Raw genomic sequence first — 23961 nt, forward strand, 5'->3', positions numbered from 1 at the left:
TCAGAGCCTGCCCTCGTACAGGGCCGCGATCAGGCCGCGGACCCGGAAGTCGCCGCCTTCGAGCAGCTCCGAACCGCGGTTGGGGACGTACGCGAAGGCCAGGCCGCGCTCGGGGTCGGCGAAGGCGAACGAGCCGCTGGCGCCGCTGTGCCCGAACAGGCCGCCGATCTTCTCCGGCACCGGCCACATCGGGCCGCCGGGCAGCGCGAAGCCCAGCCCCCACGAGGTCCGCACCCGCAGGATCTCGTCGACGCCGTCGCCGTAGGAGTGCCGGGCCTGCTCCACGAGCTGAGGGCCGAGCAACCGGACGCCGTCCACCTCGCCGATCAGCGCGGCGTAGTAGCGCGCCAGCGACGGCGCGGAGGCCACACCGTCCATGGACGGGCTCTCCACCTGGTACGTGCTCGGGTCGTTCGTCGCGTCCCAGCCGATCACGACACTGCCGAACATCGACCGGTACGTCAGCGAGGCCGGATCGTTCAGCGCCTGGACCATGTCCGCCAGCTCGGGCACCTCCATGCCCAGCAGGACCTGTTCGGCGTCGGGGACCACCATGGTGGCCATCCGGGGCAGCTCGGCGTCGGGCACGCGGAGGTAGCAGTCGAGACCGAGCGGCCCGGCGATCTCGCGGGCGAAGAACTCGCCCAGACTCACGCCGGACATCCGCCGGACGATCTCGCCGGTCAGATGGCCGAACGTCACGCCGTGGTAGCCGTGCGCCGTGCCGGGCGGCCACTCGGGCGCGGCGGCGGCCAGGGTGTCGGCGATCGGCGTCCAGTCGCGCAGGTCCTCCCAGGTCACCGGTCTCGCCTCCATCGACGTCAGCCCGGCCCGGTGGCTGAGCAGCACGCGGACGGTGATCTCACCCTTCCCCTTCTGGGCGAACTCCGGCCAGTAACGTGCCACCGGCGCGTCCAGGTCCACCTGCCCGCGCTCGACCAGCAGCAGCAACGACCCGGCGGCGAAGGTCTTGGTGGTCGAGGCCAGAGGCGCGATCGTGTCGTGCCGCCACGGCTGCCCGGTGTCGGGGTCGGCGTCGCCGCCCCACAGGTCCACGACCGGCTCTCCGTCCCGGTAGACGACCAGCCCGGCACCCACCTCGGCGCCCTGGGCGAAGTTGCGCCGGAAGGCGTCCATCACCGGCTCGAAGCCTTCGGCGACGGTGCCGTGGACATCGGCGTTCTTCACAATGCTCCCCTCGACCGACCGGTCGGTCGGCTATGAAGCGGAGCCTATCTACCGGTCGGTCGGGACGCAACAGACGCGTGATCCATCGATCGGACGGCAAGGTGATCAACCTGTTCCGGAACCGCCGTGCCCGCTACCGCAGGCTCAGGCCGGACTCCAGGTGGGCCAGCGCTCTGTCGATCTCGGCGGGCCCGTCCAGGGCGGGGTCCTGCGCCCACTGCAGCCAGACCATGGTCACGACCCCGAGGACGGCGCCGGTGACGTTCCGGATCCGGGGGTCGTCGGCGTCGCAGCCGGCCCTGTCCGCCAGGTTCTCGGAGATCTCGCGGAGTGCGCCCGGGCTTCTGCGGAGGTTCGCCACCAGCAGCTCGGGGACGGTCACGGAGAAGACCTCTCGCGCGTGCCCTGCCGCGATCTCCTCGGCGGTCAGGGAGGCGAACGCCGTACGGAACGCGCCGCGCAGGACGGTGAGCGGTTCGCCCGGCGGCTGGACCTGGAGCGCGTCGAGGAGCGGCGGGAAGCGGTCGAGCGTGACCAGGTCCTCTTTTGTCGGGAAGTAGCGGAAGAACGTGGCGGGGGAGATCTCGGCGGCCTCGGCGATCTGGTCGACGGTGGTGGCGTTGTAGCCGCGCTCGCGGAACAGCCTGAACGCTTCGCGCAGGATCGTCTCCCTGGTCCTGGCCTTCTTGCGTTCGCGCAACCCGCCGCTCTCCATGGACGAACTTTACCCGGCCGGCCATCAGCGCGACCTCGACGTGTTCCGCCCCGCCGCGACCGTCCGCTGGGACGTGCCGCACCGCGAGTGGTTGCGGCGCGTCGACCTACGGCCAGACGGGCACCCTCGCGTTCTGGGATCTGCGCACGGGCAGGAGGCGTGGCTCTCGTGTTCTTACGCATGCGTCGAAGCCGGCCTTCCTTGGTGGTTCTGGCCGCGCGGAACGCCGGTGACGCCCGGTATGTTCAAGGCGGTTGTCAGGAGGAGTCCTTTACCTGGGAGGGCGGCGGCCGGACATGCGGGTGACGATGACGAGCGTCGCGGCACGCGCCGGCCGGCAGAACGAGGACTTCGTCGGCGCCTTGCCGACGGCGGCGGTGCTGATCGACGGCGCCGGCATCCCCGGCGGCGAATCGATCTGCCGCCACGGCGTGGCCTGGTACGCCGGCCGCCTCGGAGGCAGCCTGCTCGGCCTCCTGTCCCTTCAACGGGACCGCGGCCTTCCGGCCCTGCTCGCCGAGGCCATCGAGCAGGTGACGGACGAGCACCGGGACACCTGCGACGTCGCCGACCCCATCAGCCCGTCGGCGACCGTGGCCATCCTGCGCGTGTCCGGCGGCTTCGTCGAGCACCTGGTGCTCGGTGACTCGGTCCTCGTGCTCGACAGGGCGGACGATGCGCCGCTCGTCGTCTCCGACCCCCGGGAGGTGATCATCAGCCGGTCGTACCAGCCCGCGATCGAGGCCGCCGCCGAGGGGAGCGACGAGTACCGCCGGCTCCTCCGGGACCTGCGCGCCAACCGGAACCGGGCGGGCGGCTTCTGGGTGGCCAAGGACGACCCGCGGGCGGCCGACGAGGCGATCACCGAAAGCCGCCCGATCTCCGAGCTGACCGGTGCCGTCCTGCTCAGCAACGGCGCAAGTCGCATCGTGGACCGGTTCGGGCTCGCCGGCTGGCCGGAGGTCATGGCCGTCCTGGCGTCGAGCGGGCCCGCGGAGATCATCCGCCGTGTCCGGCAGGCGGAGGCGCGCCACGGGGTGGCGGCCGACGACGCGACGATCGCGCACTGCACCGACCTCGGCGGCTAGGCCCGATGGCCGACGACGGGTCCGCCGTCACATTAGCGGCCTCCCATATCGGATATCGACGTTTATTTCACTCATCCGCATTCGCCGTGGGCACGGAACGGGAATGCGAATGTCCTGATCTGTGAATATCTTCCGAAAGGCCCATGGCCAATGAATTAAATATCTCACTCGCCCGGCACGTCAGCCCGGCGCATACTCGGTTATAATACGAGCCAATTATCTCTGGACTTGTTTGTGGATTATGCTTGACATCGCCAGTCATGCGAATGACCATGCTGTTCTGTGACCTCTTTGCGGAGTGACATAACCGGGCCGCCCGCCGTCGAAGGCCGCAGCAAGCGGATCTGGCGGCGCGACGACGGCACGTGCGTGGTCGAGCTGATCCCCAGCCTGCGCAGTTACACCTTCGACCGCGACGAGCTCGTCCCGGCGACCGCGCGACTACGCCTGGACTTCTACGAGCGCGCGGCCCACGCGCTCCATGCGTCCGGCATTCGCACGGTGTTCAGGGAACGGCTCGGCGAGACCACCTATCTCGCCGACTACGTGCCGGCTCCGCCCTTCGAGGTGATCGTCAAAAACCGGTCCATCGGGTCGACCCTCCGAAAGTATCCCGGCCTCTTTCCCGAAGGCCATGTTTTCCATCCTCCGGTGGTGAAGTTCGACTTCCGGATCGATCCCGAGGACCAGCCCATCGGGGAAGACTACCTGCGCGCCTATGGAGTGGATGTCGAGGAGTTCCGCCGCATCGCCAGGGAATGCAATGACCGCCTCCGCGAGTGGCTGGAGCCGCTCGATCTCTGGGATTTCTGCGTGATCATCGGCTCCGGCGCGAACGGCGACCTCACCATCAACTCCGAGATCTCGCCCGACTGCATGCGGCTGCGCGATCACGAGGGCAACTCGCTGGACAAGGACCTGTTCCGGCAGGGCGCCGGCCACGAGCACATCGTCTCCGTCTGGACCGGCCTGGTCGGCAGGCTCCCGGCATGACGGAGGCGCAGAGCCCGGTCGCCATCGTGACGGGGGCGAACCGGGGCACCGGCCTGGCCATCGCCACCGAACTGCACGCGGGCGGCTGGGAAGTATGGGGGCTCAACCGCACCTCGGCCGGGAAGTCCTGGCTTCCTGAGGTCCGGTGCGACCTGGAGTCGGACGACGCGGTGACAGCCGCCGTCGAGACCGTCGCGCGCCGGCGGGGGCGCATCGATTCGCTCGTCGTCAATGCGGTGGCGCGGTCATTGGGCGGGATCGGCACGCTCAGCCTGCGCGACTGGCGCGCCGCGTTCGACGTCAACATCGTCTCCGTGCTGCCGCTGCTCCAGGCGGCGCTGCCGCACCTGCGCGCACACCACGGCAGCATCGTCCTGATGGGCAGCCACGCCGGGAGCCGATACTTCGAGGGAGGTGCGGCCTACTGCGCCAGCAAAGCGGCCCTGAAAGCGCTGGCCGAGGTGCTCCTCCTCGAAGAGCGGCCGAACGGGGTCCGCACCACGTTGATCAACCCCGGTGCGATCGCCAACGAGATCGGTGACGACTCACCGTTCAAACTGTCCATGTCCTCCGTCGCCCAGGCCGTCCGCTGGGTTGTCGAGGCACCCGCCGACACCGCCATCGGCGAGATCGAGTTGCGTCCGGCACACCTGCCCGACATGGCCGTGACCGGCTTGAGCAGGCTCCAAGCGGTCTGAAGCCGTCATCTCCTTGTCGAGCGAACCGCAACCGTTCCATCTCTCTGGGGAGGACTTCCCATGACATCCGTTGTCGAACGGGAATCTGCGGCTGCACGCGCCGGCGCCGGGCACGCATCGCGGGCGGGCGACCTGCCCGTGCTGCGCAGTGCCCAGGCCGACTGGCCGATGCCGCCCGTACGCACGGTCCTGATCACGCACCTGCTCGACACCGCGGTCCCGTACGTGCGGCTGCTGAGCCGGTCCACCGAGCTCGCCCAGGTCGTGCCGGTGCCTTACAGCGCCCGGCAGGAGGCGCTGTCGCTGCTGGACGATCTTCCGCTGAGCATGCCCGCCTCGATCGAGGAGGTCGGGGCCATGGCGGTCGCCGCCGCCCGGAGGGCCGCGCGGCAGGGCGACTCGCCCGTGATGATCCAGGAGGTCGGCGGATACTGCGCCGGCGCGGTCGGAGCTCTGGCCGGGGTGCCGCGCTTCCGCGGCATCGTGGAGGACACCAAGCAAGGTCAGTGGCAGTACGAACGCGCCGCGCCGCTCCCCCTGCCGGTCTTCACCATCGCCGACAGCCCGCTCAAGGCACTCGAAGACGTCCAGGTCGGGCGGTCGGTGGCCTACAGCGTCGAACGACTGCTGCGGCTGCGCTTCTACCGCCTCCTGAGCGAACGCCGCGTCCTCGTGCTCGGCTACGGCGGGATAGGCACGGCCCTGGCCGAGCACCTTCGGCGCACGGGGGTCCAGGTCGCCGTCTACGACCCCGACGACATCCGGATGTCGGCCGCCGTGGTGCACGGATTCCGCGTGGGCGCGCGCGAGGACCTGCTCTCCTGGGCCGAGGTGATCGTCGGCGTCTCGGGCCACCGTGCCCTCACCGCGGGCGACCTGCCACGGCTGCGCGACGGGGTCGTCCTGGCCAGCGGAAGCTCCAAGCAGGTCGAGTTCGACGTCGAGGGTATGCGCCGCGCCGCGTCCAGCCTGGTCGAGGTCGACGAGGTGCTTGAGCTGCGGGCGGCCGGCCGTACGGTCTATCTGCTCAACGACGGCAAGCCCGTGAACTTCATGGAGCAGAGCATCCTCGGATCCGTCCTCGACCTGGTCTACACGGAGCTGTACCTGTGCACGCGCGAGCTGGCCCGGCAGACCTGGGAGCCGGGCCTGCACCGCCTCAACCCGCAGATGCAGCGTGAGCTGGCGCAGCGCTGGCGTGAGGAGTACGGACAGCGGTGAACGCGATTCCCGAGAAGGTACGGGCCCGCGTGGTCGTCGACTTCGCGACCGCCGACCCGGCCCACGACATCGGCCACGTCGACCGGGTCGCCGCCTTGGCGGGGGAGATCGCGGCCCGGACGGGCGCCGACCCCCGCATCGCGCGGGTGGCCGCGTACGTTCACGACTACCACCGGGTGGAGGAGGCCAGACAGGACCGGCGGCCCATCCGCCCCGAGGACGCCTGCGGCGCGGTGCTGCGCGTGCTGGAGGAGTGCGGAGTGCCGCAAGAGTGGCATCCGCCCATCTTGCGGGCGGTCGAGCTGACCGGCCGCTACCGCTTCGCCGACGAGGAGCTCGACGATCGGTGCGCGGTCGCCGCGGCGGTGCACGACGCCGACAATCTCGACGCGATGGGAGCCATCGGCATCGGCCGTGCCTTCGCCTACGGCGGGTTGCTCGGCGAGCCGCTGTGGGACCCGGGAACGGCTCTCAAGGAGGTCTACCAGGAGGGCGAGACCTCATCGGTGCTGGCCCACCTCTACGAGAAGCTGATCCGGTTGGAGCAGGACATGCTCACCGAGCCCGCCCGCCGGCTGGCGGCCGACCGTGCGCTGCTGCTGCACCGGTTCGCCGCCGGGTTCCGATCCGAGTGGGACAGGGGGCAGGCCCCTGGCCCCGGGCCGCGGGTCCAGTGGGACGCGCGCACCCGGTTCCTGTCGGTGGAGGGGCCCCGCGGTGACGCCGACGAGCCGGTCGTCCGGGTCAGCTTCCGCGGGCAGGTCCGGCTGACCTTCGACGACCGGGGCCAGGTGGCGGCGGTCGACCTGCCGGACGCGCCGGCCGGTTCCGACGGCGCCTGGACCTGGATCGACCTGGCCGACGGCGGGCCGAGCCACCAGATCAGCGGTGCCGGGGACATCGAGGTGCAACTGCGAAAGAACCAACCGGTGGCGCTCCATCTGCACCTGTGGGGCGAGACGGGGGATTGAGTAATGAGTTACGCGAGCCTGCTCCAGGCCCCGTACGTGACACGGCTGCTGCTGGGGACGCTGGTCGGCAGGCTGCCCAGCGCGATGGCGGCGCTGGCGATCCCGCTGGTCCTGCGGGAGGTGGGCGCGAGCTACGACTACGTCGGCCTGGCTGCCGGAGGCTTCGCCATCGCCGCCGCCGGCGGCGGTCCGCTGCTCGGCCGGCTGGTGGACCGGGCCGGCCAGGTCCGCGTCCTGGTGCCGGCCGCGGTCGCGGCCGGCCTGGGCCTGATCGCGATCGCGCTGGCTCCCTCCGAGCCCGCGGTCGTCCTCGCGGGCGCCGTTCTCGCGGGGGCGGCCACCCCGCCGCTGGAGCCCTGCCTGAGGGTGCTGTGGCCCGATCTGGTGCCGGCCGCTCGGCTTGAGTCGGCCTACGCCATGGACTCGGCCTCCCAGGAGCTGGTCTTCGTCGGCGGTCCCCTGGTCGTGGCCGGCTGCGTGGCGGCCGACTCGCCGGTGGGAGCCCTGTGGGTGGGGGCGCTGCTGGGGCTGCTGGGAGTGCTCGTGGTCGCCACCGCATCGCCCACCCGCAGGTGGAAGGCGCCGGTCCGGTCGCCCGACTGGCTCGGGCCGCTGCGCAGCCGCGGTCTGGCCGTCCTGCTGGTGAGCCTGACCGGGGTCGGCGCCGCCATCGGCGGCCTCAACGTCCTGGTGGTCTTCTACGCGGAGCACCACGACATGGTGGGCGGGGCGCCCACGCTGCTGGCGTTGAACGCCCTCGGCGCGCTGATCGGCGGCCTCGGCTACGGGGCCGTGCGCTGGACCTCCTCGCCCCCGCGGCGCACGCTGCTGCTGACCGTCGGCCTGGCCGCCGCGTACGCGCTGCTGTGCCTGGTGCCGTCCCCGCCCTACATGGCCGCCATCATGATCCTCACCGGGCTCTTCCTCGCGCCCGTGCTGACGGCCGCGTTCGTGCTGGTCGGAAAGCTCGCGCCGGTCGGCACGGTCACCGAGGCGTTCGCCTGGCTGGTCACGTTGATGACGGCGGGAACCGCCCTGGGGTCGAGCGCGGCGGGGGTCATCCTGGAACACGCCACGGAGTCGCAGGCCGCTTCCGTCGGGGTGCTGAGCATCGCCGTGGGCGCCGTGGTCCTGGCGGCCGGGCAGCGCAGCCTCGTGGTCCGGGACGCCGACGCCGCGAGGGCCGCCGCGTGACCCGGATCCAGCTGGTCTGCACGGACCTGGACGGGGTCCTGCTCACCAGCGCCGGTGGCCTCAGCCCCGACACCAGGGCGGCGCTGGCCGAGGCCCGCGCCGCCGGTCTCCAGGTCATGGTCGCCACCGGGCGGCCCACCCGGGACGCCCTGGACTGGGCTCTGGAGGCCGGCATCCAGGGCCTGATCGCCTGCAGCAACGGCGCGGTGATGTGGGACACCCGCGCCGGCCGGGTGCTGTTCGACCACTGCTTCACCGCCGGCCAGGTCGAGCAGGTCTTCGCCTGGGCCGGACGGTCCGTCCGGGGCGCGGTCCTGGGCATCGACACGGAGCGCGAGCTCGTCCTGCAACCCGGCTTCGCGGACCTGGTGCCCGGCTGCTGGCCCCATGACGTGTCGGCCGACCTCATCGGCCGGGTCACCCGCGGCAACCGGGTGGTCAAGGTGCTCGTGGCTCACCCTGGGCTCTCGGCGCCCCAGCTCGCCGACGCGTTCGGGACGGTCACCGGAGTCCGGGCGACCTTCTCGACCATGCACTTCCTGGAGATCTCGCCGGAGCGCGCGAACAAGGGCGAGGCCCTGCGATGGGCGGCCGCGCACCGGAGAGTCCCCCTTGCCGCCACGGCCGCGGTGGGGGACATGCCCAACGACCTCCCCATGCTCAGGAAGGCCGGGCTGCCCGCGGCCGTCGCCAACGCGCACCCCGAGGTCAAGGCGGCCGCCCGGATCCTGCTCCCCAGCAACGACGACGATGGCGTGGCCTCCCTGATCCACGCCATCCTGCTCAGGAGAACGATCGGCTGACGAGACCGGAGGAGCTCATGGCGCGGATGGAGTGGGTGCTCGGCAGCTGCCGCCTGCTGGCCGAGACCGCCGAGGAATTCGCCCGGACCCGTCCGTTTGCCGGCCTGACGATCGGCGCGGCCATCCATCTGGAGCCGAAGACCGCCACCCTCCTCCTCACGCTGCGGCAGGGCGGGGCGCAGATCGTCGCCACCGGCAACCTGATGACCACCCAGCAGGAGACGGTGGCCGTGCTGAGGGACCAAGGCGTCAACGTCGTCGGCGAGCGCACCGGCGACCCGGAGATCCACGCGGCCCACCTGCGCGAGGTCCTCGCCTGCCGGCCGGATCTCATCCTCGACAACGGCGGGGAGCTGTTCGCCCGGTTCCTGGAGGAGCCGTACGATTCGCTGCTGGGCGGGACCGAGGAGACCACCTCGGGGCGGGCGAGACTGCTGCCGCTGCGCGACCGCATCGCGCGGCCGCTCCTGGTGATCAACGACAGCCCGATCAAGCAGTTCGCCGAGAACGAGCATGCGGTGGGCCAGAGCGTGCTCGAGTCCTTCATGCGCATCACCAACCGGGCCACGAACGGGCTCCGGGTCACGGTCGTCGGCTACGGACCCTGCGGACGCGGCGTCGCCGGCAACTTCGGCCGCGCCCGTGCCCTCGTCTCCGTGCTCGACACGGATCCGGTACGGCGGCTCAACGCGCTGCTCGACGGCTTCGCGGTGCCGGAGCGGGAGCGGGCGATCTCGTCCGCCGAGCTCGTCGTGACCGTCACCGGCGCCGCGCGCGTCCTCACCGGAGCCGACCTCCGCCTGCTGTCCGACGGCGCGATCCTGGCCAACGCCGGTCATGTCCCGTGGGAGATCGACATGGCCGACCTCCTGGGCCATCCCGACGTGGTCGGCTCCGCGGAGCCGACGGAAGGCGTCACGAGCCTCGTCCTCGGCGACGGGAGGCGCGTTCACGTGCTCACCGGCGGGCACATGGTCAACCTCTCCGGCCCGCGCCCGCTGGGAAACTCGGTGGAATCGATGGATCTCGGATTCACGCTCCAGGCACGCTGTCTGGAGTCCATCGCAGGCGGGCTCGTACCGGTCGATCAGTGCGTCGTCCCCGTCCCCCGTGACATCGACGCGAAGGTGGCGCACGCCTACGTGACCCTTGCCAACCGGATTGGCTAGGGCCATTGGTCCCGAAAGTGAAGGACTTTCGTCCCTGGCGGGGCGATCCGGGCGGCGAGAAGTTGTTATTAGGCCTGTGAGACGAGCGAGGGAGCCCGACCCGAGAGCCTCTTCGGGGGAGCGAAGGAAAGGCTGAGAGGCCGGAGAGTCGAAGGACGAACCGGCGACCCCTAGCCACCTGATCCGGACCATGCCGGCGAAGGGAGAGCGCCTCACAGGTCTTCGCCATGTGCTGCGACTCCCCCCAGCAGACTCCCCCCAGCAGACTCCCACGGCAGAGGGCCGACGGCCCTGGCGGCCGGGGACCTTCGACCCTGACCGGAACCGTCCCGGGCGTGATGCGCTGGAGGCGGAGGTGGGTGTCATGGCCGTTCTCTCGGTGAAGCACGCGCTCGGTGTGGCGCTGGAGGCGGCGCGCTGGGCGCCGTCCGTGCACAACACGCAGCCCTGGACGTTCTCGGTGTCCGGGGAGGAGATCAGCCTGCGGGCCGACCCGGACCGGAGGCTGCGCGCCGGCGACGCCTCGGGCCGGGAACTGCTGATCAGTTGCGGTGCTGCCCTGTTCAACATGCGTACGGCGATGCGGTGCGAGGGCTTCGAGCCGGAGGTGCGCACCCTGCCGGACCCGGACCGCCCGTCGTTGCTCGCCACGCTCAAGCCGGGCGGCGAGACGCATACCGACGAGGCGACCAAGGCTCTCGGCGGTGAGATCGAGTGCCGTCGCACCCACCGGGCGGGCTTCGCCGAGGTGCCGGTGCCGGACGAACTGGTCGAGCGGCTGGTCCGCGCGGCCATGGAGCACGGCGCCAAGCTGACGCCCATCCGCTCCCCGGAGGCGTTGCGGGTCGTCGCCTCGCTCACCCAGGCCGCGCAGGGCGTGCAGGCGCAGAACCGTCGCTTCACCCTGGAGATGATCCGCTGGGGGCAGCCGCCCGGCAGCAGCCGCAGGGACGGGGTTCCGGCGGAGGGCTACCCGCGTCAGGCCGTACGGACCGATCCGGACTTCCCGCAGCGTGACTACGCCTGGCAGCACGACTGGGGCAGCCAGGCCGACCAGCGAGCGGCGGCGTCCGTCGGGGTCGTGGCGCTGCTCACCACGCGGGGCGACAGCCGCCGGGAGTGGATCGACGCCGGGCAGGCGCTGCAGCACATCCTGCTGCACGCCTCCGCGTACGGGGTCAGCGCCGCCTTCCACACCCAGGCGCTGGAGATGGACCTGCTGCGCGAGTTCCTGCGGCACGAGCTCTGCTCGGACGAGTACCCGCAGATGATCATGCGGCTCGGCGTCACCTTCGACGACAAACCGTCGGTCCGCCGCAACCTGTCCGAGGTCGTGATGTGAGAACCGGCACCGCGGCCGACGCCACGGACGAGGGCCTGGCCGACGCGCTCGCTCAGCTCATGGGACGGAGTTCCTCGATCTCGCATCCCCGGTAATACTCCGACACCCGCTGTTCGGTGGTCTCGATGTAGTCGTGGAGGGCCTGGCGGGAGCGGGCGAGCGTGTCGATGTGCTCGTCCAGGCCGTGCAGGCGCGCTCGCAGGGTGTCCAGGAGCTCGGGGCAGGGCTCCAGGTCGGGGGCCGTGCCGGTGGCGCAGGGCAGCAGGTACGCGATCTCCTGGGTCGACAGCCCGGCTTCGAGCAGCCTCCGGATCTGGGCCACGGTCAGGACGGCGTCGTCGCCGTACTCGCGGTAGCCGTTGGCGCCGCGGCCGGGCTCCAGCAAGCCCTGGGCCTCGTAGTAACGCAGCTGATGCGTGTTAATCCCGGTCTGCCGGCTCAACTCGCCGATCAGCATGTCGCTCCCCCTTGACCTTCATACCGGTATGAACGTTGAGGATTCTGCCATGACCACCAACAACACTCCCGTGACCGTCATCGGCCTCGGACTGATGGGCCAGGCGCTGGCCGGGGCGTTCCTGCGCGACGGGCATCCCACGACCGTGTGGAACCGTACGGCGGCCAAGGCCGACCAGCTCGTGGCCCAGGGCGCGAAGCTCGCCGACTCGGTCGGCGACGCCGTCGCGGCCGGCTCGCTCGTGATCGTCTGCGTCACGGACTACGACGCCGCGCACCGGCTCCTCGACCCGCTGGGCGAGGCTTTCGACGGCCGGGCCCTGGTGAACCTGGGATCGGGTACGTCGTCGGGCGCCCGCGAGAGCGCCGAGTGGGCGGCGCGGCACGGCGCCGCGTACCTCGACGGCGCGATCATGGCCGTCCCCGCGGAGATCGGGGCGGACGCCGTTGTCACCTACAGCGGGCCGCGGTCGGTCTTCGAGCAGTACGAGCCGGTCCTCAGGAGCCTCGGTTCTGGAACGACGTACCTCGGCGACGACCACACCCTGTCGGCGCTGCACGAGATGGCCGTGCTGAGCCTGATGTGGAACGTCCTGAACGGCTTCCTGCAGGGCGCCGCCCTGCTCGGCGCGGCGGGGGTGGACGCCAGGGCGTTCGCCCCGCTCGCGAGCAAGGGCGTCGACATCGTGAACGGCTGGCTGGCGGCCTACGCCGAGCAGATCGACGACGGCGCGTACCCGGCCCTCGACTCCACCATCGACACCCACCTGGCCGCGATGGACCACCTCATCGACGAGAGCGAGTCCCTCGGCGTCAGCGCCGAGCTTCCGAGGTTCATCAAGGCCCTGACCGGCCGGGCCGTGGCCGACGGGCGCGGCGGCGACGGCTACGCGGCGATGATCGAGCAGTTCCGCAAGGTCTCATGAGCGCCGCACCGTACGACCCGCGCACGCTGCTCGCGGAGAGCCGGCTGGGCGTCCTCGCGACGATCAAGTCGGACGGCCGCCCCCAGCTCTCCCCCGTCATGCCCTTCTACGACCGGGAGGCCGAGATCGTCTACGTCTCGATGACCGAGGGGCGGGCCAAGACGGCGAACCTGCGCCGGGACCCGCGGGCCGCGCTGGAGGTCACCAGCCCCGACGGCTGGTCGTGGGCCACCGCCGAGGGCACGGTGACACTCACGGGACCGGGCGCCGACCCCCGGGGGCCCGAGGTCGAGGCCCTGGTGGACTACTACCGCCGTGCCGCGGGGGAGCACCCGGACTGGGAGGAGTACCGGTCGGTGATGGTGTCCGACCGCAGGGTGCTCATGACGATGGCGGTCGAGCACGTGTACGGCGCCAGGATCCGCTGACCGGCGGCCATCTCGCCGCTTCCATGACCTCGGCGGCATTGGGGCGCGCCCCTGCCCCACGCGCCCCTGCCCCAGCCGGTCCTGAACGGTGTGGGCTAATGGCCGGATCGCTCAGAAGGGAAGAAGACCGTGCTGATCAGGTGCGGGCTGCGGCCCGGCGCGGGCGCGTTGCCCGCCTTCGACAGGAGGACCTCGCGCAGCGCGTCGATCAGCTCGGTGAGCTCCTCCCGGGTGAGCCAGTACGTGCCCTGCCGGTAGCCCACGATGTCAGCGCTCGGGTCGGCTCCGTCCCGGTCGAGGTAGGTGTTGAACTCGGCGAGCAGCGCGGCCATGGCCGCGGCGAACCCCTGACGGTGATCGTCCACGGACATCGAAGCGGCCGCGTCCGCGTCGATCACCGTGCGCTCCCGGCGCAGCCGGTAGTGGCGCTCGACGGCGCCGTGCACGCGCTGCTCGTCGGCGACCTCCAGCACTCCCGCCTCGGCCAGCAGGCCTACGTGCCGGTACACGGTGGTCTTGGGCACGTCGGGGAGCCGGGCGCACAGCTCGGAGGTGGTCTGGGTACGCCCGCCGGACATGGCGTGCACGATGCGCAGCCGGACTGGATGAAGGAGCAGGTCAACGGTGTCCACGCTGCTATGTTCCCATATCTGGTACCGTTACCAAAGTTGGGAAAGCAACCCGAGGAGCGGGAATGACACCTTCGACGGAGCAGGTCCGGCTGAGTGACGAGGCGGTGATCCCGCTGTCCACGCTGGATCCGGCCGCTCCGCTGGACGACCTCGCGTGGCTGGACCAGGCGATCGGCGACGCGCGCGTGGTGATGATCGGCGAGAGCGCGCACTACAACCGCGAGTTCTACCGGCTCCGCCATCGCCTGCTGCGCTACCTGGTCGAGCGGCACGGGTTCAGCGCGTACGCGATGGAGTCGGGATTCGTCGAAGGATGGCTGGCCGACGGCTGGGTCCGGGGCGGCGGCGAGCGGCTCGGCGACGTGCTGGCGAACGGCATGACCTCGCTGATGGGGTTGTGGACGCCGATGCGCGACCATCTGGAGTGGATGCGGCAGCACAATCGCACCGCCGCGGACCCCGTCGGCTTCTACGGCATCGACCTGCCCGGCTCGATGGTGTCGTTGCTGCCCGGGTTGGACGCCGTGATCGCCTATCTCGCGCAGGCGGATCCGGAGTTCCAGGTCGACCAGGGCCTCCGCGAGACGGCCGCCGCCTTCGCGGCCACGTCCGCGTTCTCCGCGCCCGCGGCCGTCTCCGCCTACGGGAGCCTCCCGCCCGAACGCAGGGACGCGTTGACGGCCGGCCTCGCCGATCTCGCGGCACGAATGACGGGCCGCCGCCTGGACTACCGGCGGCGGACGACCGCCGAGGCGTACGAGCGGGCGCTGCGGTTCATGGACCTCACGGTCACCCTGGACGCGATGCTCCGCCAAATGGTCCGTGGCGATCACCAGGGGGTGATGACCTGCCGCGACGCCGCCATCGCGGACACGGTCGAGTGGATACTGCGCCGCGAGGACCGCATCGTCGTCGCCGCCCACAACGGCCACGTCCAGCGATGGCCGCACGCCATGCCCGGCGTGCCCGCGATGACCCCGATGGGCATGCACCTCGCCGATCGGCTGGGCGCGGGCTGCCTGGTCATCGGCACGACCTCGGGCGGCGGCCAGACCCTCAACACGGGGCCCGGCTTCCACACCGGCACGTTCTTCACGGACCTGGAGGAGCCACCCCAGCCCGGCAGCCTCGACGCGCTCATGGCCGCGACCTGCGCCGCCCCCTTCGCGACCGACCTGCGACGGCTGTCGCCGGCCGACACCGTCGCGGTCCAGGCCGTCACCCAGCAGCGTTACGGCGCCTACCACGCCGAGCAGAGCCCGCTGGACGCGTACGACATCGTCGTCCACCTCCCCCGCGTCACCGCCGCGGAACCCGACCGCGACGCCGTCGCCCACGCGCCCCACGACGTGCGGGAGTCGTTCTCCCAGTACAGGCCCTTGACCGACCCCATCGAGGCTCCCGCCCTCGTCCTCATCCCCTTGCGCCCGGAGCACGCCGACGAGATGGCCGTCGTGCTGGCGGACCCGCGGCTGCACGCGTTCACCGGCGGTGCCCCGCTGACCGCGCCGGAGCTGCGCGCCCGCTACGAGCGGCTGGTCGCCGGGCCGCCCGGGTGGCGCAACTGGGTGGTCTGGTCGCGGGAGGAAGAGCGGCTGGTCGGGTACGTGCAGGCCACGATCGACGGCCGGACCGCCGAGATCGCCTGGGTGATCGGCACGCCGTGGCAGGGCCGCGGCCTGGCCACCGCGTCCGCCCAGGCCCTGGTCGACCGGCTCGTGCGGGAGGGCATCGACACGATCGTCGCGCACATCCACCCCGACCACGCGGCCTCGGCCGCCGTCGCCACCGCGGCCGGTTTGCGTGCCACGGACCGGTGGCACGAGGGGGAGGTCCGCTGGGAACGTACCGTCTGATCCGTAAAGATCCCCTACCCTTGGGGGAACTTGATCCCAGGGTCTGACGTCGGGGTGTTGAATCGTGGTCACGCACGAAGAGATGGTCGAGGCTTTCGGTGACGAGGGCCTGTTGCTGATGGACGTCGAACAGTGCCGCGAGAAGGGGCTGTCGGAGGAGGACACCCGGATCCTCTCCGAGGTCGGGCTGCCGGTGCGCGCCGACCAGGCGTTCACCACGTTCGTCGCCGACGAACCGCGGGTGGGCTCGCTCGTCGTGTTCAGGACGCCGGGCGGGGACGTCAACGTCCTCACGCTCGGCGGCACGTCGGGAGACTCGGGCATGCGCTACTTCCTCGACATCCGCGCCGGCGTCGTCGGCCTGCTGTCGATGGACGAGACGCCGCAGGCGGAGCAGGTCAACAGCTCCCTCGCGAAGTTCGTCGAATTCCTCTACCGGCTCAGGCTGCGCCAGCAGGCGTTGAACGGCGAATCCGCGGACGACGGCCAGAGCTACACGGAGAAGTTGTGGCTCTCGCTCAAGGAGCTGGACCCGGACGCCTTCAGCGAAGCCGAAGCCTGGTGGTCGATGGTGATGGACACCCTGATGCGCCGGAACGTCATCTCCGAGACCCGCGCGTTCCTCGAACAGCGCCGTGCCGAGGTCGCCGGCACGCTGTCCAAGCTGGTCGAGTCCGAGGAGGCCGTCGTGCCGCGCGGCACGCAGCGCGAGGGCTTCGACCGGGCGCTGAGCCGGTTGGAGCACGAGGGCTGGCAGATCGTCGACGCCCAGCGCTTCGCGTCCGACACCGAGACCAGCGGCCTGCTGAGCCCGTGCGCCGACCACTTCACCCCGGAGGGCGTGCTGGCCGACGACGTGCCGCTCGCGTGGCGGGGCGGGCTGCCCTCCAACATCCAGGCGGCCTTCGCCCGTGAGGGTCTGGTGGTCTCCGTTCCCGGTCAGGCGGGTCAGGAGGACGACTATGACGCGCTGCTGGAGATGGACGAGGATGCGCTGGCCAGGCACAGCGAGGCCCTGATGGACTCGCTCATCGCCACGGTCCACGGCCGGAACAAGCCGGAGGAAGGGGTCGTGACCTGCCTGGCCGCCGACCGGTCGTCCGACCTGTGCAGGATCGCGGCGGCCTTCGACCGGCTGGCCGCGCACGGTTACCTCGCCGAGCCCGACCTCTGGCCGACCGCCTCCGGCGCCTGGCAGCAGGTCCACGAGGCGGCCGCCGAGGCCGGGCAGCCGCCCAGGGCCGTCTTCTGGACGACGCAGTCGCACACGGCGAGCTTCGACGCGTACGGCGACCTGGTGGATGAGCTGGTCCTGCAGTGGGTCGGCGACCGGGACCTGATCGCGGAGGCCCTGGCCGGCACCGGGCTCGCGGTCGAGGTTCCCGAACACGAGAGCACCGCGTTCCTCCTCCGCCCGGCCTCGAAGGCGTAGGGCGTTTCGAAGATTTTCGATGTGAGCCGGCGCGCGTCGCGGGGCTCTGTAGCGTGCTGCCGGTGGAGATCCAGAAGAGGGGAATGCTCGCCACCGGCGCGGCGATGATCACGGTGCTCGCGGGGGTGGCCGGCCCGGCTCGGGCGGGGGAGGACTACGGCCAGTACTCCCAGTTCGCCGAGCGCAGCGCCGGACAGTACTGGGCCGACGGGCAGGCGGCCGGGCAGTGGACCTGGAAGCCCCTGTCGTCCACGAGCTCGGAGGTCAGCTGGGGCGATCCGAAGAAGTGGCCGCCGGACTCCGCGGAGAAGTTCGCGCGCGACGGCGACTGGCTGATGCTGGACGGATGGCGGGGCAACGGCACGTACTACACGGTCAGGGTGACCAAGGAGCAGATCGGCGACGCCAAGTGCGGCGACCTGCGTACGTTCGCCACGTCGGGCCCGCAGCACTACGTGAAGTGGGACATTCCCCCACAGGGGTACTGCCTCAAGGCGTGGGGGACCATCACCGAGAAGTCGTCGGGGAAGGTCATCGACTTCGGCCACACCCAGATCTGGTCGCCGCCCGCGCCCTGCTCGAACCAGTACCTGAGCGGGAAGACCTGCATCAAGCAGTGGGAGTCCTGGTGGGACAACAAGGGCGCGCCGGGTAAGCCGATCACCCGGAAACTGGACCGCGACCAGTACATCGCCCGCGGTCTCGGCATGGCGTTCAAGATCCAGCAGTACTTCCCGAAGGCCTGGGTGGCCGAGGCGCGCTCGTACTGGAACTGGTGACCGTCGCGGGCCGGCTGAGAGGCGTTCATCCACAGGTGTGTGCGCAGGCCGGTGGACAGCCGGGCCGAGGGCGTCCCGAGCTGTGGTATGCAGCGCAAAGCCCTGGTTTTCCAGCGTTCACGCGTGCTGCGGCCCTCCCGGGGCGCCGGTCTCCGGCACCCCTGGTGAGGGCCCGTACGGGGGTGGTTATCCACAGGAGGATCGGGTTATCCACAACCGGCGGTCCTCGCGTACGAGCAGCAGGGCGAGGGCGGGGAGGGCCGCCAGAGCGGTCATCAGGATCACGGCCCCGGCCAGATCGCCCGCCACCAGCAACGGGGTGACCGCGGCGGCACCGACGGGCGGGGTGGCCTGCATCATCGTGCGGAAGACGCCGAAGACCCGGCCCCGCTGGGACGGCGGGATACGCTCCATGCGCAGCGACTGCGCCCAGACGGTCATGGGCGCGCTGAACATGCCGATGATCAGGAAGCCGGCGACCACCGGGATCCAGTCAGGGGCCCCCAGCACCGCCACGAACCCCGCCGCCGCCACCAGCTCCACCACGGCGATCGCGACCAGCCTGTCGATTCTCGGCCGCCAGGCCCCCGCCGCGAACCCGCCCAGGAGCTCACCGGCTGACAGCGCGGCCATGAGGAGCGCGAGGGCGGCGCCGTTGCCCGGAAGCTGCTCCTTGGCCAGCCATGGGGCGACCACCATGGTCAGCGCGCCCTCGGCGATGTTGAAGGCCATGAAGGCCAGCGTGGTGCCGATGAGGACCCTGTCGCGAAAGACCGGCTCGGGCCTGGCCCGGGGCTCCGGCTTCTCGTGCGGGCGCAGGGGGCGGCGGATCAGGGTCACGGCCACGGCGAAGCAGGCGTAGGTGGCGGCGTCCAGAGCCAGGATGTTCGCCGGGCCCACGGTGCTCAGGAGCGGGGCGGCCAGGGTGAAGCCGATGATGCCGGACAACGAGTAGCTCACGGATTCGAGGGCGTTGGCGGCGTCGCGTTCCCGCGGGCCGACCAGGTCGGGGATGGCGGCCGGGACCGCCGCCATGGGGACCATCTTCAGCAGGCCGTAGAGGGCGGCGACGAGGAACGGGAGCCAGGTGGGCACGGTCGAGACCGCTGCCGTGAGGGGGATGGACCCGACGGCGGCGCCGCGCAGCACGCTGTCGGCGATCAGCGCTGCCCGCTTGTCGAACCGATCGAGCAGCGGCCCCGCGACCAGGCCGCCGACCAGGACGGGGGCGGTGTAGCAGACGGCCAGGAGGCCCAGCTTCGCCGTTCCGCCGGGCTGGGCGAGGACGAGCCAGGACAGGGCCACGAACGTCATGCTGTCGCCCATCACGGAGACGGACGCGCCCAGCCAGAGGCTGCGGAAGTCACGCCTGTTCCTGAGGAGGGACAAGTAGGTCGACACGAACGATTCCTTAGGAGGGAGGCCAAGGCGTGCTCAGGTGCTGCATCGCGTACGAGCGCCAGGGGCGCCAACGGTCCGCGTCTTCGGCCGTCAGCCCGAGGCCGCGCAAGCCCTCCCGCACGGCCGGGTCGGTGGGGAGGAAGACGTCGGGGTCGCCGAGGGCTCGCATGCGGATCCGCGCCACGGCCTCCGCCTCCATGCCCGGCAGGGCCAGGAGCTCGCGTTCGATCTGGTCGCGATCGGCTTCGGGGCCGAGACGGAGGGTGCCGGAGGTCAACGCGCGGGCCAGGGAGGTGACCGGGGGCGGCGCGCCGGAGCTCGCCAGCGCCTCCATGCGCGGGAAGGCGTGGGTGACCTGGCCGGCCGGTGGATCGGGGAGCGGGGTGCCGTAGGTGCGGACCAGGTGGGCGAGCCGGGATCTGCCGGCGGGGGTTTCCTCGTTCAGGATCGCGCGGATCGCCATCTCGGCCGCGTCCACATGGCCGGGCACGCGCCTGCCGGGAGCCCGCGCCACCACGCCGGCGAGGAGCGGGTCGCGGGCCAGGTGGTCGGCGATGTCGCGGGGGTCGGCGTCCAGGTCCAGGAGGCGGCGGCAGCGGCGGGCCGCCGCCGCCAGGTCCTTCAGGTCCTCCAGGTGGAGCTCGCAGGAGACGTACGTGCTCGCGGGGCGCAGCGTGACGACGCCGAGGCCGTGCGGGAGGGCCAGGGAACGGCGGTAGTGGTGGGCGGTGGCGTCCTCCAGGCCCGGGATCGCACGGGCGGCCAGACAGGAGAACAGGGCCGGCAGGTCCAGGGGCGGGCGGTAGGCGAGGCGCAGCCGGACCGCGCCGGGCGGGCGGCCGGCGGCGGGCGTGCCCCGAAGGGCGGTGGGCGTGGTGCCGTAGACCTTGCGAACCGTGTCGTTGAACTGGCGGATCGAAGGGAAGCCGGCCGCGAACGCTATCTCGCTCGCGGGCAGGTCCGTGCTCTCCAGGAGCGTTCTGGCCGTGGCCGCCCGCTGGGCCCGGGCCAGGGCCTGCGGGCCCGCGCCCAGGTCGGCGGTGAGCTGGCGGTGCAGCTGGCGTTCGCTGTAACCGAGCCGGGCGGCCAGACCGGCCACTCCCTCGCGGTCCACGAGGCCGTCGGCGATGAGTTGCATCGCGCGGCCGACCACGTCCGCCCGAACGTTCCACTCGGGGGAGCCGGGGGCGGTGTCCGGGCGGCAGCGCTTGCAGGAGCGGAAGCCCGCCTCCAGGGCGGCCGCGGAGGACGGGTAGAAGCGGACGTTCTCGCGCTTGGGGAGGGCGGCCGGGCAGCTCGGGCGGCAGAAGACGCCGGTGGTCACGACGGCGACGAAGAACCGGCCGTCGAACCGGCCGTCGCGGCTTCTGAGCACGGAATACGCGTCTTCGTCTGTGAGCATGCGACTCACTCTTCCGGTTTCCCGGCCGCGCCCACTAGTGGAAATCGGACATCAAGGATCAGGGCGGCGGCGACGAGCTCTACCCGCCGGCGGGGCCGCGCTTCACCGTCCGCCGGACATCCGTCTGAGCTGCTGCGCCCGCGCGCCCGCGTCCCCCGGCAGGTCCCGCTCGGCGAGCCCGTCCGCGATCCGCTCGCGGAACTCGACCGGCCGGTGGTCGTCGTACTTGAACTTGGCCCGCACGTCCACCACCTCCAGCCGCAGCCCCCGGATCGCCGAGAACATCTTGCGGTACGGCCCCGCGTCCGCGGCCACCTCGCCGTGCCCGCCGTCGGGCTCGTGGTGGGCCAGCTGGCGGCGCAGGATCTCGGCCTTGCCCTCCTTGCCGTCCACGATCCGGGCCCGGCAGGTGAGCTGCGCCGCGGCGTAGTAGCTGGTCGGCACGCCGTTCTCCGGGGTGTCGGAGCGCCAGCCCGACGGGATGTAGGCGTAGTCGTCGTGCACGGTCACCACCACGGCCGGATTGGCCTCCAGGGCGGGCCAGATCGGGTTCGGCCTGGCCAGGTGGAGCACGATCTCGCTGCCGTCGAACAGGAAATGCGTCGGCACCACGACCGGTGGGCCGCCGTCCACGCCGTTCGCGGCGAGCTGCCCGAAGTCGCGCGTTCGCAGCCAGGTCCGCCATTCGTCGCCGTCGTGGGCCGCGTCCCAAGGATGAATGAGCACCTGTACCTCTTTGTATTAGTACATAATAGGTTTTGTGCCAGAAAAATACCTGATAGCGGGTGGGACTGCCAGCGAGATTGCGGCCGGGGTCGAGGCCGCCGTGTCGGAGGGGCGGCTGTCACCAGGCGCGATGCTCCCTCCGGTGCGCGAGCTGGCCTCCCTGACCGGGGTCAGCCCCAACACGGCGGCGGCGGCGTACCGGCTGCTGCGCGAGCGCGGCGTCATCGAGACCGCCGGGCGGCGCGGCACCCGGATCAGGCCGCGCCCGGCCAGCACGTTCCGGGAGGAGATCCGCATCGAGGTGCCTCCTGGCGCGCGCGACCTGTCCAAGGGCAACCCCGACCCGGCCCTGCTGCCGCCCCTGGGCGACGCCCTCGCCGCCGCGGCCCGCGCGCACGAGGAGCGGCCCGCCATGTACGGGACGGGCGACGACGAGGAGCTGATCGCGCTGGCCGGGGAGCGCATGCGCGCGGACGGCGTACCGACCGGCCCGCTGGCGATCACCTCGGGCACCCTCGACGCGGTCGAGCGCGTGCTGGCCGCTCAGCTGCGCCCCGGCGACGCGGTGGCCGTGGAGGATCCGGGCTGGACGGCCCTGCTCGACCTGGTCGGCGTCATGGGGCTGCGTCCCGTGCCGATGCGGGTGGACGACGAGGGCCCGCTGCCCGAGGAACTCGGCCGGGCTCTGCGGTCCGGGGTCCGAGCCGTCGTGATCACCGCCCGCGCCCAGAACCCGACCGGCGCCGCCGTCTCCTCCGAACGGGCCGGAGCCCTGCGCGAGGTGCTGGGGGCGTTCCCGGGGGTGCTGCTCATTGAGGACGACCACGGGTCGGGGTTCGTGGATCTCCCGCTGCACTCGTTGACGGGGGTCACGCAGCGCTGGGTCCTCACGCGTTCGACGGCCAAGGCGTTCGGGCCCGACCTGCGCGTCGCCCTCATCACCGGCGACCCGGTCACGCTCGGCCGGCTGCGCGGCCGCCAGCGCCTGGCCGCGGGCTGGGTCAGCCACCTGCTGCAACGCGCCGTCGCGTACCTCTGGCGTACGGACGCGGTGGACACGGCGGCGGTGGCGGCCTCGTACGCGCGGCGCAGGGACGGCCTGGTGACGGCACTGGCGGCGCGCGGCATCCCCGCGCACGGGCGCACCGGGCTCAACGTGTGGGTGCCCGTCCCGGACGAGACCACCGCGATCACCCGCCTGCTCGCCCGCGGCTGGGCCGTCGCCCCCGGAGCCCGCAACCGCCTCGCCACCCCACACGCGATCCGCCTCACCGTCTCGACCCTGGCCGCCGACGAGATAGACGGGCTCGCGGACGACCTCACTACCGCACTACGCCCGGTCTCAAACGGCCGGTACGGCTAGCAGCAGCCGGGATGGTGGTGTTAAAAGCCGCAAAATTTCATGTTTGTAGAGATTGATGAAGAGATCTTTCAGGGATATGTTCATGATCGACCCGCCCTCCCCCCACGGGCGGTGAGATGTCGAACACATGTCTCCATGAGGCTCATCGACATCGAAGGAACTGGGCGCCTGACCGTATCCCCCCATACGCACCCTGTTCAGAGAGGTGACCATGCCCACAACCATCAGGCCCGCGATCACTGCCCTGTTAGTCGCTCTCGCGACAGCGCTGATTCCCCAGTCCGCCTCGGCACAGGACGCCGGTGTCCTGGCCGTGACGCACAAGAGCCCGTTCAACTGCGGCAAGACCTTCTACGCCAACAACTGGACCCCCACCCACAACCCGTCGGGCTCCATCGACTGGCAGGACTACGGGGGCGACGACATCGACGGCGAAACGGTGCGAGCCACCGCCGCCGGCACCGCGTACTTCAGCGACGCGGGAAGCACGAGCTACGGCAAGTGGGTGGAGGTCCGCCACAGTGACGGCACCAGGACCCGCTACGCCCACCTGGCGAGCATGGTGAGGTCGGCCGGCAGCACGTTGAGCGTCAGCCAGGGCACCGTGATCGGGACCGTCGGTTCGACGGGCGGCTCGAACGCGCCGCACCTGCACTACGAACAGCGGACCTCCAGCGGTGCGGTGGACACCAGCCCGGTCGTGGAAGGCGTGACCGTGTCCCTGGGCCAGAAGAAGGCCATCACGAGCACCAACTCCTGCGGCGGCAACCCCTACACCCCGGAGGAGGTCTGCGGCAGCGGCTACTCGGTCATCGACTCGGCCGCGCTCACCGGTGGCCGCACGTATCTGCTCTACAACTCGAGCAACGGCTACAACTGCGTCGCGACGCTGAAGACGACCAACCTCGGCACCGCGTCGGCGATGTCGGCCTTCCTGGAGCCGGAAGGAGAAAGCCGGACGACCGACTCGGGTAGTTACGACTATTACGCGGGCCCGGTGCGGCGCGACGCGGCCTCGCAGTGCGTCAAGTGGGGCGGCTCGGTCGGCAGCAGCTCGTACACCAGCGGCTTCGAACACTGCGGCTAGGAGCACGACGCGAATGGCCACTTCCCGAACGAAGGGGAGTGGCCAAACGTCTTTCCGGGGCCGTTGTCCACCTGACCGCCGGCCGCCCCTG

Annotated in this window: 23 protein-coding genes and 1 riboswitch; of the genes, 16 read left to right on the forward strand and 7 right to left on the reverse strand. The window is 71.3% G+C overall.

The genetic code is table 11. From position 1 onward, the window contains the following. On the reverse strand, positions 1 to 1188 hold the full coding sequence (locus ACIBQ1_RS50010; RefSeq protein ID WP_397288994.1) for a serine hydrolase domain-containing protein: 1188 nt from the start codon (positions 1186 to 1188) through the stop codon (positions 1 to 3). 133 nt (positions 1189 to 1321) lie between these two features. After that, a complete protein-coding gene (locus tag ACIBQ1_RS50015) occupies positions 1322 to 1903 on the reverse strand; it encodes a TetR family transcriptional regulator (RefSeq protein ID WP_397288996.1) in 582 nt (193 codons plus the stop codon). A gap of 296 nt (positions 1904 to 2199) precedes the next feature. Between ACIBQ1_RS50015 and ACIBQ1_RS50020 the strand changes: the two genes are divergently transcribed. From ACIBQ1_RS50020 to ACIBQ1_RS50060, 9 genes are all read left to right on the forward strand, one after another. Continuing rightward, positions 2200 to 2991, forward strand: coding sequence for an integrase (locus ACIBQ1_RS50020; RefSeq protein WP_397288998.1), 792 nt, complete (start codon positions 2200 to 2202; stop codon positions 2989 to 2991). Positions 2992 to 3273: 282 nt separating this feature from the next. Next, positions 3274 to 3984: a phosphoribosylaminoimidazolesuccinocarboxamide synthase gene (locus ACIBQ1_RS50025; RefSeq protein WP_397289000.1), complete on the forward strand. Its 711-nt coding sequence runs from the start codon at positions 3274 to 3276 to the stop codon at positions 3982 to 3984. Continuing rightward, entirely contained in the window at positions 3981 to 4682 is a 702-nt protein-coding gene (locus tag ACIBQ1_RS50030; RefSeq protein ID WP_397289002.1) for an SDR family oxidoreductase, read from the forward strand. Before ACIBQ1_RS50025 ends, ACIBQ1_RS50030 begins: the two co-directional genes overlap by 4 nt. A gap of 60 nt (positions 4683 to 4742) precedes the next feature. After that, positions 4743 to 5903 (forward strand): NAD(P)-dependent oxidoreductase, encoded by a 1161-nt coding sequence (locus ACIBQ1_RS50035; protein ID WP_397289004.1) that lies wholly within the window; start codon positions 4743 to 4745, stop codon positions 5901 to 5903. Then, positions 5900 to 6874, forward strand: coding sequence for an HD domain-containing protein (locus tag ACIBQ1_RS50040; protein ID WP_397289006.1), 975 nt, complete (start codon positions 5900 to 5902; stop codon positions 6872 to 6874). The genes ACIBQ1_RS50035 and ACIBQ1_RS50040 overlap by 4 nt, the downstream gene beginning before the upstream one ends. 3 nt (positions 6875 to 6877) lie before the next feature. Beyond that, positions 6878 to 8068 (forward strand): MFS transporter, encoded by a 1191-nt coding sequence (locus ACIBQ1_RS50045; protein WP_397289008.1) that lies wholly within the window; start codon positions 6878 to 6880, stop codon positions 8066 to 8068. Then, positions 8065 to 8871, forward strand: a complete 807-nt coding sequence (locus ACIBQ1_RS50050; protein WP_397289010.1) for an HAD family hydrolase — start codon at positions 8065 to 8067, stop codon at positions 8869 to 8871. Before ACIBQ1_RS50045 ends, ACIBQ1_RS50050 begins: the two co-directional genes overlap by 4 nt. A 17-nt stretch (positions 8872 to 8888) precedes the next feature. Continuing rightward, on the forward strand, positions 8889 to 10040 hold the full coding sequence (locus ACIBQ1_RS50055; protein WP_397289011.1) for an adenosylhomocysteinase: 1152 nt from the start codon (positions 8889 to 8891) through the stop codon (positions 10038 to 10040). A 104-nt stretch (positions 10041 to 10144) separates the two neighbouring features. Beyond that, a riboswitch (TPP riboswitch) is annotated at positions 10145 to 10262 on the forward strand. Positions 10263 to 10404: 142 nt separating this feature from the next. Continuing rightward, complete coding sequence (locus ACIBQ1_RS50060; RefSeq protein ID WP_397289013.1) at positions 10405 to 11382, forward strand: Acg family FMN-binding oxidoreductase; 978 nt, start codon at positions 10405 to 10407, stop codon at positions 11380 to 11382. 52 nt (positions 11383 to 11434) lie between these two features. Here ACIBQ1_RS50060 and ACIBQ1_RS50065 read toward each other — a convergent pair whose 3' ends face one another. Continuing rightward, positions 11435 to 11839: a MerR family transcriptional regulator gene (locus ACIBQ1_RS50065; RefSeq protein ID WP_397289015.1), complete on the reverse strand. Its 405-nt coding sequence runs from the start codon at positions 11837 to 11839 to the stop codon at positions 11435 to 11437. A gap of 49 nt (positions 11840 to 11888) precedes the next feature. Here ACIBQ1_RS50065 and ACIBQ1_RS50070 point away from each other — a divergent pair, with 49 nt between their 5' ends. Together ACIBQ1_RS50070 and ACIBQ1_RS50075 are read left to right on the forward strand one after the other, a co-directional pair. Beyond that, on the forward strand, positions 11889 to 12764 hold the full coding sequence (locus tag ACIBQ1_RS50070) for an NAD(P)-dependent oxidoreductase (protein WP_397289017.1): 876 nt from the start codon (positions 11889 to 11891) through the stop codon (positions 12762 to 12764). Beyond that, complete coding sequence (locus ACIBQ1_RS50075) at positions 12761 to 13192, forward strand: PPOX class F420-dependent oxidoreductase (protein ID WP_397289018.1); 432 nt, start codon at positions 12761 to 12763, stop codon at positions 13190 to 13192. Before ACIBQ1_RS50070 ends, ACIBQ1_RS50075 begins: the two co-directional genes overlap by 4 nt. Before the next feature lie 95 nt (positions 13193 to 13287). On the opposite strand, the gene ACIBQ1_RS50080 is transcribed toward ACIBQ1_RS50075, so the two are convergent. After that, the gene (locus ACIBQ1_RS50080) at positions 13288 to 13824 is read right to left on the reverse strand and encodes a helix-turn-helix domain-containing protein (RefSeq protein WP_397289020.1); all 537 of its coding nucleotides are present in this window, start codon (positions 13822 to 13824) and stop codon (positions 13288 to 13290) included. Between the two features lie 62 nt (positions 13825 to 13886). On the opposite strand from ACIBQ1_RS50080, the gene ACIBQ1_RS50085 reads away from it, so the two are divergent. From ACIBQ1_RS50085 to ACIBQ1_RS50095, 3 genes are all read left to right on the forward strand, one after another. Beyond that, positions 13887 to 15680, forward strand: coding sequence for a GNAT family N-acetyltransferase (locus ACIBQ1_RS50085; RefSeq protein ID WP_397289022.1), 1794 nt, complete (start codon positions 13887 to 13889; stop codon positions 15678 to 15680). 64 nt (positions 15681 to 15744) lie between these two features. Further along, the gene (locus ACIBQ1_RS50090) at positions 15745 to 17112 is read left to right on the forward strand and encodes an SUKH-4 family immunity protein (RefSeq protein WP_397289024.1); all 1368 of its coding nucleotides are present in this window, start codon (positions 15745 to 15747) and stop codon (positions 17110 to 17112) included. 62 nt (positions 17113 to 17174) lie between these two features. Continuing rightward, complete coding sequence (locus ACIBQ1_RS50095; RefSeq protein ID WP_397289026.1) at positions 17175 to 17891, forward strand: hypothetical protein; 717 nt, start codon at positions 17175 to 17177, stop codon at positions 17889 to 17891. Between the two features lie 186 nt (positions 17892 to 18077). On the opposite strand, the gene ACIBQ1_RS50100 is transcribed toward ACIBQ1_RS50095, so the two are convergent. The 3 genes from ACIBQ1_RS50100 to ACIBQ1_RS50110 form a co-directional block, all read right to left on the reverse strand. Further along, on the reverse strand, positions 18078 to 19292 hold the full coding sequence (locus ACIBQ1_RS50100; RefSeq protein WP_397289028.1) for an MFS transporter: 1215 nt from the start codon (positions 19290 to 19292) through the stop codon (positions 18078 to 18080). A 10-nt stretch (positions 19293 to 19302) separates the two neighbouring features. Further along, entirely contained in the window at positions 19303 to 20694 is a 1392-nt protein-coding gene (locus ACIBQ1_RS50105) for a DNA-3-methyladenine glycosylase 2 family protein (RefSeq protein ID WP_397289030.1), read from the reverse strand. A gap of 102 nt (positions 20695 to 20796) precedes the next feature. Next, positions 20797 to 21420, reverse strand: coding sequence for an FMN-binding negative transcriptional regulator (locus ACIBQ1_RS50110; protein WP_397289032.1), 624 nt, complete (start codon positions 21418 to 21420; stop codon positions 20797 to 20799). 34 nt (positions 21421 to 21454) lie between these two features. On the opposite strand from ACIBQ1_RS50110, the gene ACIBQ1_RS50115 reads away from it, so the two are divergent. Further along, positions 21455 to 22783 (forward strand): aminotransferase class I/II-fold pyridoxal phosphate-dependent enzyme, encoded by a 1329-nt coding sequence (locus ACIBQ1_RS50115; protein WP_397289034.1) that lies wholly within the window; start codon positions 21455 to 21457, stop codon positions 22781 to 22783. 211 nt (positions 22784 to 22994) lie between these two features. Continuing rightward, complete coding sequence (locus tag ACIBQ1_RS50120; RefSeq protein WP_397289036.1) at positions 22995 to 23870, forward strand: M23 family metallopeptidase; 876 nt, start codon at positions 22995 to 22997, stop codon at positions 23868 to 23870. The last annotated feature ends 91 nt before the right edge of the window (positions 23871 to 23961 follow it).

Origin of the sequence: Nonomuraea sp. NPDC050153 (assembly GCF_044460125.1) — a bacterium.
GTDB lineage: Bacteria > Actinomycetota > Actinomycetes > Streptosporangiales > Streptosporangiaceae > Nonomuraea.

Coding starts and splice junctions, on each gene's coding strand:
- ACIBQ1_RS50020 (WP_397288998.1), top strand. CDS start 2,200: ATGCGGGTGACGATGACGAGCGTCGCGGCACGCGCCGGCCGGCAGAAC.
- ACIBQ1_RS50030 (WP_397289002.1), top strand. CDS start 3,981: ATGACGGAGGCGCAGAGCCCGGTCGCCATCGTGACGGGGGCGAACCGG.
- ACIBQ1_RS50085 (WP_397289022.1), top strand. CDS start 13,887: ATGACACCTTCGACGGAGCAGGTCCGGCTGAGTGACGAGGCGGTGATC.
- ACIBQ1_RS50105 (WP_397289030.1), bottom strand. CDS start 20,694: ATGCTCACAGACGAAGACGCGTATTCCGTGCTCAGAAGCCGCGACGGC.
- ACIBQ1_RS50045 (WP_397289008.1), top strand. CDS start 6,878: ATGAGTTACGCGAGCCTGCTCCAGGCCCCGTACGTGACACGGCTGCTG.
- ACIBQ1_RS50120 (WP_397289036.1), top strand. CDS start 22,995: ATGCCCACAACCATCAGGCCCGCGATCACTGCCCTGTTAGTCGCTCTC.
- ACIBQ1_RS50035 (WP_397289004.1), top strand. CDS start 4,743: ATGACATCCGTTGTCGAACGGGAATCTGCGGCTGCACGCGCCGGCGCC.
- ACIBQ1_RS50055 (WP_397289011.1), top strand. CDS start 8,889: ATGGCGCGGATGGAGTGGGTGCTCGGCAGCTGCCGCCTGCTGGCCGAG.
- ACIBQ1_RS50070 (WP_397289017.1), top strand. CDS start 11,889: ATGACCACCAACAACACTCCCGTGACCGTCATCGGCCTCGGACTGATG.
- ACIBQ1_RS50060 (WP_397289013.1), top strand. CDS start 10,405: ATGGCCGTTCTCTCGGTGAAGCACGCGCTCGGTGTGGCGCTGGAGGCG.
- ACIBQ1_RS50015 (WP_397288996.1), bottom strand. CDS start 1,903: ATGGAGAGCGGCGGGTTGCGCGAACGCAAGAAGGCCAGGACCAGGGAG.
- ACIBQ1_RS50065 (WP_397289015.1), bottom strand. CDS start 11,839: ATGCTGATCGGCGAGTTGAGCCGGCAGACCGGGATTAACACGCATCAG.
- ACIBQ1_RS50075 (WP_397289018.1), top strand. CDS start 12,761: ATGAGCGCCGCACCGTACGACCCGCGCACGCTGCTCGCGGAGAGCCGG.